Source organism: Methanoculleus sp. UBA413 (assembly GCF_002502935.1).
In the GTDB taxonomy this organism is placed as follows: domain Archaea; phylum Halobacteriota; class Methanomicrobia; order Methanomicrobiales; family Methanoculleaceae; genus Methanoculleus; species Methanoculleus bourgensis.
This window is the reverse complement of record NZ_DAQR01000003.1, coordinates 20,248-23,908: the sequence shown is the minus strand read 5'-3', so window position 1 is coordinate 23,908 and position 3,661 is coordinate 20,248. Positions and strand designations below refer to the sequence as shown.

The 3,661-nt window shown below is 60.1% G+C and carries 4 protein-coding genes; 3 read left to right on the top strand and 1 reads right to left on the bottom strand.

Going from position 1 to position 3,661, the window contains the following annotated elements:
- Positions 1 to 238: 238 nt before the first annotated feature.
- Both BP858_RS00470 and BP858_RS00465 read left to right on the top strand, forming a co-directional pair.
- Positions 239 to 1,189: a FecCD family ABC transporter permease gene (locus BP858_RS00470; RefSeq protein ID WP_286878544.1), complete on the top strand. Its 951-nt coding sequence runs from the start codon at positions 239 to 241 to the stop codon at positions 1,187 to 1,189.
- Complete coding sequence (locus BP858_RS00465; RefSeq protein ID WP_214166155.1) at positions 1,186 to 2,433, top strand: ABC transporter ATP-binding protein; 1,248 nt, start codon at positions 1,186 to 1,188, stop codon at positions 2,431 to 2,433. Before BP858_RS00470 ends, BP858_RS00465 begins: the two co-directional genes overlap by 4 nt.
- Before the next feature lie 170 nt (positions 2,434 to 2,603).
- Here BP858_RS00465 and BP858_RS00460 read toward each other — a convergent pair whose 3' ends face one another.
- Entirely contained in the window at positions 2,604 to 2,804 is a 201-nt protein-coding gene (locus tag BP858_RS00460) for a hypothetical protein (protein WP_286878543.1), read from the bottom strand.
- Between the two features lie 328 nt (positions 2,805 to 3,132).
- Between BP858_RS00460 and BP858_RS00455 the strand changes: the two genes are divergently transcribed.
- A partial coding sequence (locus BP858_RS00455; protein WP_286878541.1) for a helical backbone metal receptor occupies positions 3,133 to 3,661 on the top strand: 529 nt, incomplete at its 3' end.

Below are 3,661 nucleotides of genomic sequence, written 5' to 3'. Positions count from 1 at the left end.
CACCACGGTCCACTGCCCGGGCTCGCTCGGGGAATAGGTCGCGTTCCTGCGTGCAGCCCCTCGCACTGCCCATGAACGCTCCACACCCCTCGCGTTCTCCCGCGTGATCCGCACCAGAACCCGCAAACTAAGATAAAATGGTCCACTACCCCGACTCCCTGCTGGCACGGCCAGATACGCGCACCACGCTGCTAACCAAATGAATTTTAACAAGGTAAAGTTAATTTTGCTATACACTATGCGGAGAACGGCACTGATCACAATCTTGTCACTCACCGGTATACTTCTTGCCAGCATGGCCTGTGCAGTCATTCTGGGACCGGCAAGTAGCTCTCCCGGAGCCCTGTTTGCGCTGCCCAACGCGTGGAAGATCTTCTGGGATGTCAGGCTGCCGCGGGTGATCGTCTCGGCGTTGGTCGGGTGCGCGCTTGCCGTGGCGGGCACCGCCATGCAGGGACTGTTCCGGAATTCCATGGCCGATCCCTACATCATCGGCACGTCATCCGGCGGGGCGCTCGGAGCCACACTCTCGATCGTCCTCTTCGCGGGCACAGGGCGACCGGTCTTCGCATTCATAGGGGCGACGGTCGCCACCTTCACCGTCTACACCATCGCCCGCCAGGGCGGGAAGGTTCCGGTCGAGACACTCCTGCTCTCCGGCGTCGCCCTCTCCATGCTGCTCTCAGCGTTTCTCTCGTTCCTCATGTACACCGCCGGGAAAAGCCTCCACCAGATCATGTTCTGGCTGATGGGCGGGTTCTGGAACGTCTCGTGGGATGACGTCCGCATCGCCATCCTCATCCCGATCGGGTGTCTGGTCATCTACCTCTACGCCCGGGATATCAACATCATATCGCTCGGGGAAGAGGACGCGATCCACCTCGGCGTGAACGTCGAGCGGTTGAAACAGCTCCTCCTCTTTGCAAGCGCCTTCCTGACCGGAATAGCGGTCTCGATCGCGGGGGCGATCGGGTTCATCGGCCTGATCACTCCGCACGTGATGCGCCTGATCGTCGGGCCCGACCACCGCATCCTCCTTCCCGCGGCCGCGCTTGCAGGAGGGATCCTCCTCCTCTGGTCTGATACGATCACAAGGACGTTTGCCGGCGACATGCCGGTTGGGATCATCACCGCCTGTTTCGGGGCACCGTTCTTCATATACCTCCTGCGGAGCCGGATGAAAGCATGAAACCAGTCGAAGTCATCGGTATCGACGTCTCTTACGGCGCAAAGAAGGTCCTCGAAGCAATCTCACTGCATGTGGAGAGGGGCGAGATCCTCGGGATCATCGGGCCGAATGGGTCCGGGAAGACGACACTCATCAAGGCGATGAGCCGGATAGTCGCCCCGGAGAATGGGGAGGTCCATCTCAATGACCGGAACCTGGATTCTTTTAGTTTCCGTGAACTGGCTCAGCAGGTCGCTGTCGTGCCGCAGGAGATCTCGATCGGTTTCGATTACACCGTGCGCGATATCGTCATGATGGGAAGGCATCCCTACATCGGGAGGCTCTCCTCCGGGACCGCCCGGGACCTGGAGGTCTGCGACCGCGCCATGCACCTCGCAAACGTCGCACACCTCGCTGGTTCATCGGTCAACGAGATCAGCGGCGGCGAGCGGCAGCGGGTGCTCATCGCCCGGGCGCTCGCGCAGGAACCGAAGATCCTGCTCCTCGACGAGGCAACCTCGAACCTGGATATCAGTCACCGGATCGAGATCTTAAACATCATCAGGAGCCTCACCGACGAGATCACGGTGATCAGTGTCTTCCATGACCTGAACCTGGCTGCCTACTACTGCGACCGCCTGATCATGCTGAAAGACCGGCAGGTGTTTGCCGTCGGGGAACCCCGGGATGTGCTGACGCAGGAGACGCTCAATGCGGTATATGGGATCGACGCCCTGGTAAAAACCCACCCCCTGACAGGCAAACCCTATATCCTCCCGGTGTATGGACATACCGCAGACCATCAGCCGGAAGAGGAGGGTGTTCACGTCATATGCGGTGGGGGCACGGGGTCTGACCTCCTCTACGCCCTCCACAGGGAGGGGTTCGGGGTGAGCACAGGCGTGCTCAATCTCTTAGATACCGATTATGCGGCCGCGACAGCGCTGGGTATCCCCTGCATTACCGAGGCGCCGTTTGCCGCGATCTCTCCGGACGCCCGTGACAATCTCAGGCGGTGCATCGATGCTGCGTATGCCGTCGTCGTCACGGCTATGCCCATCGGGCAGGGCAACATCGAGAATATCCGGATACTGAAGGACTACCGTGACAAGCCCATCATACTCCTCTGTGGCGGCGCGAACCCGTCCTTCCAGGACTACGTCGGGGGAGAGGCCGAAGCGATCATTCGCGAACTGCTTGACCGGGGTGCGGTCACGGCGGGGCGGATCGATGAGGTCCTGCAGGTCCTCGAAAGGATGGATTGACCGCCGGGAGCCCCCTCCGGGGTCAGTTGTCGCCCCTCCAAAGGCCTGGATCTGAAAGGAGTTTTTTTCTGTTCCGGTCGTGGTGAGTACCGCCACGGGGGTGGAGACAGGGGAGAGAGCCTCCTCCCTAACAAAAGGAAGGCGCGCAAAAAACGGAGAGGAGATCGCAATCAGACCTCGTAGGCCACGAGTGATAGCCCCAGATCCTTCTCGAGATCCTGGATTCGCTTGAGGTCGTTCTCGCTCAGTTTCGCATACACCGGTTTTGCATACGCAAGGATCGTCACACCTAGTTCCTCCTCACAGCGCTGCACCCGTTTCACCTGCTCAGATGTCAGGCTCGCATATCCCATAGAGGTCATGGCTCTCACCGGCGGGGCATGTACTGTGTTAGTGTATATAGATTGCGAGGTCCCCGCGGTTCCCGAGATCAGCTCGTCCTCCAGACCTGCCTGCATGAGCACCCGGGCGCGGTCTGGAGAGATGGGAGGCCCTCTGTTGAATTGCGCATGAGTCCGGGAAGGGAACTTGTGCATACCAGACGAAGAGTAGCGACTGCAAAGACCCCTCAGGAGGAGATGCGCGCGGTGCCGCCCGGTTCAGGGACTGGACGATCTTGCAACCCGCCAGCGCAACAACCGCCTCTCCGCAAAGGGTGCGTTTGTAAACCTTTATTACATTAAATAAGATGTACTTGTAATGATGGGAATCAGACGTCTATTACTCTCTCTTGGACTGGTCATCTTCGCGGCCGCCTTCATCGGCGTGGTAAGTGCATCTGGTCCGGTAACGACAGGGGACGCCGGGAGGACCGTGACGGTGACCGACGACTTCGGGGAGAGCGTCACTATCCGGGGCGTACCGCAGAGGATCGTCTCCCTCGCACCCTCCAACACCGAGATCCTGTACGCTATTGGTCTTGAGAACCGGATCGTTGGCGTCACCGACTACTGCGACTACCCTGCAGCCGCCGCCGATAAGCCAAAGGTCGGCGGATACAGCAGCATCAGCATCGAGAAGGTGCTCGCGGCCGACCCGGACCTCGTCTTCGCTGCTCCTGGTAACACCGAAGACGTGATCAACCGGCTGCGAACCCTGGGGCTGACCGTCGTCTCCCTCAACCCGGAGACGATCGACGATGTCCTGAAGGACATCGAACTTGTCGGAAGAGCGACCGGGCAGGAGCAGCAGGCGGCGGCATGTGTGGAGGAACTGCAGGAGCGCATCA

Bases quoted from the DNA above. Each gene is read 5' to 3' on its own strand.
- BP858_RS00470 (WP_286878544.1), top strand. From the start codon at position 239: ATGCGGAGAACGGCACTGATCACAATCTTGTCACTCACCGGTATACTT.
- BP858_RS00465 (WP_214166155.1), top strand. From the start codon at position 1,186: ATGAAACCAGTCGAAGTCATCGGTATCGACGTCTCTTACGGCGCAAAG.